Source organism: Kitasatospora sp. NPDC048722, assembly GCF_040650235.1.
Lineage (GTDB): Bacteria > Actinomycetota > Actinomycetes > Streptomycetales > Streptomycetaceae > Kitasatospora.
Window position 1 is genome coordinate 1 of sequence record NZ_JBEZGX010000199.1, and the last position, 1,014, is coordinate 1,014.

Sequence of the window (1,014 nt, forward strand, 5' to 3'; positions counted from 1 at the left end):
CGAGGCCCCGATCTTCGAGCTGGTCGACTACGGCGTCGTCGGCGACCTGTTCGCCGTCCTGCCGCAGCTCACCGCCGAGGTGAAGGCCCGCAAGGCCTGATCCGCCCCGCACGAGCGCGGAGGGCGTGGCACCGGGTACCCGGTGCCACGCCCTCCGGCGTTCCCGGGCCCCTGTCCGGGGCCCGACCGGACCGTCCGCGCCTTCTCGGCTGTCCGGCTGTCCGGCTGTCCGGCTGTCCGGCTATTCGGCGAAGGCCGCGAGGTGCTGCGTGAAACCGCCCTGGTTCGGCGGCAGCGGGCGCGGCTCGGTGCACACCACCGGCTGCGGCTCCTCCACCGGCAGCAGCCGCAGCTCCGGGTTCTCGGCCGCGCCGGGCGCCGGCAGCAGGCGGACCTTGGTGCCCACCGGCACGGTGCTGCGCAGCCCGTCGACGATGCACCAGACGTCGAAGCCCTCGGCCATCCGGATCAGCGACTTCTGCCGCGCCAGCGGCGTCCTGGCCTGCTCGACCTCGCAGCGCCGCACGACGCCGGTGCCCTCGCTGGGCTCCAGCCGCAGGTCGGTGGAGCCGCAGGTGGGGCAGAGCAGCCGCTGGAAGGTGGGGTTGCTGCACCACGCGCAGCGCTGGAAGTACAGCGTGGTGTTCTCGCAGTCGGCGTCGATGGCTGAGTGGACCACGGTGTCATCTCCCTGCGCTCGGACGGCTTGCTGGGCGTGCCGGGGCTGCCTGGTCGCCACGGCGGCCAGATCGCGTACTGGTCGCGCGGGAGTTCGGCAGGAGTTCGGCAGAAAAAGGATAGGGAACTCAGTGCCGCTATGTGAAGGCACTGAGTTCCCTTTTTGCTGCGCGCGTGCATAATGAAGGGTACTGAGTACCGTCAGTGCCGTCCCGAAACAGGAGCGCCGATCATGAGCCAGGACTTCGATCTCTTCCGTATCTCCGAGGAGCACGGGATGCTCCGTGAGGCGGTGCGCGGGCTGGCCGAGGCGAAGATCGCTCCGTTCGCGGCGGA

Annotated in this window: 1 protein-coding gene and 1 pseudogene; one reads left to right on the forward strand and one right to left on the reverse strand. The window is 70.5% G+C overall.

Translation table 11 applies throughout. From position 1 onward, the window contains the following. Positions 1-100: pseudogene (locus AB0C76_RS41550) on the forward strand (electron transfer flavoprotein subunit alpha/FixB family protein); the annotation flags it as partial. Positions 101-241: 141 nt separating this feature from the next. On the opposite strand, the gene AB0C76_RS41555 reads toward AB0C76_RS41550, so the two are convergent. Beyond that, positions 242-679 (reverse strand): hypothetical protein, encoded by a 438-nt coding sequence (locus AB0C76_RS41555; RefSeq protein WP_359976033.1) that lies wholly within the window; start codon positions 677-679, stop codon positions 242-244. Positions 680-1,014 lie beyond the last annotated feature (335 nt).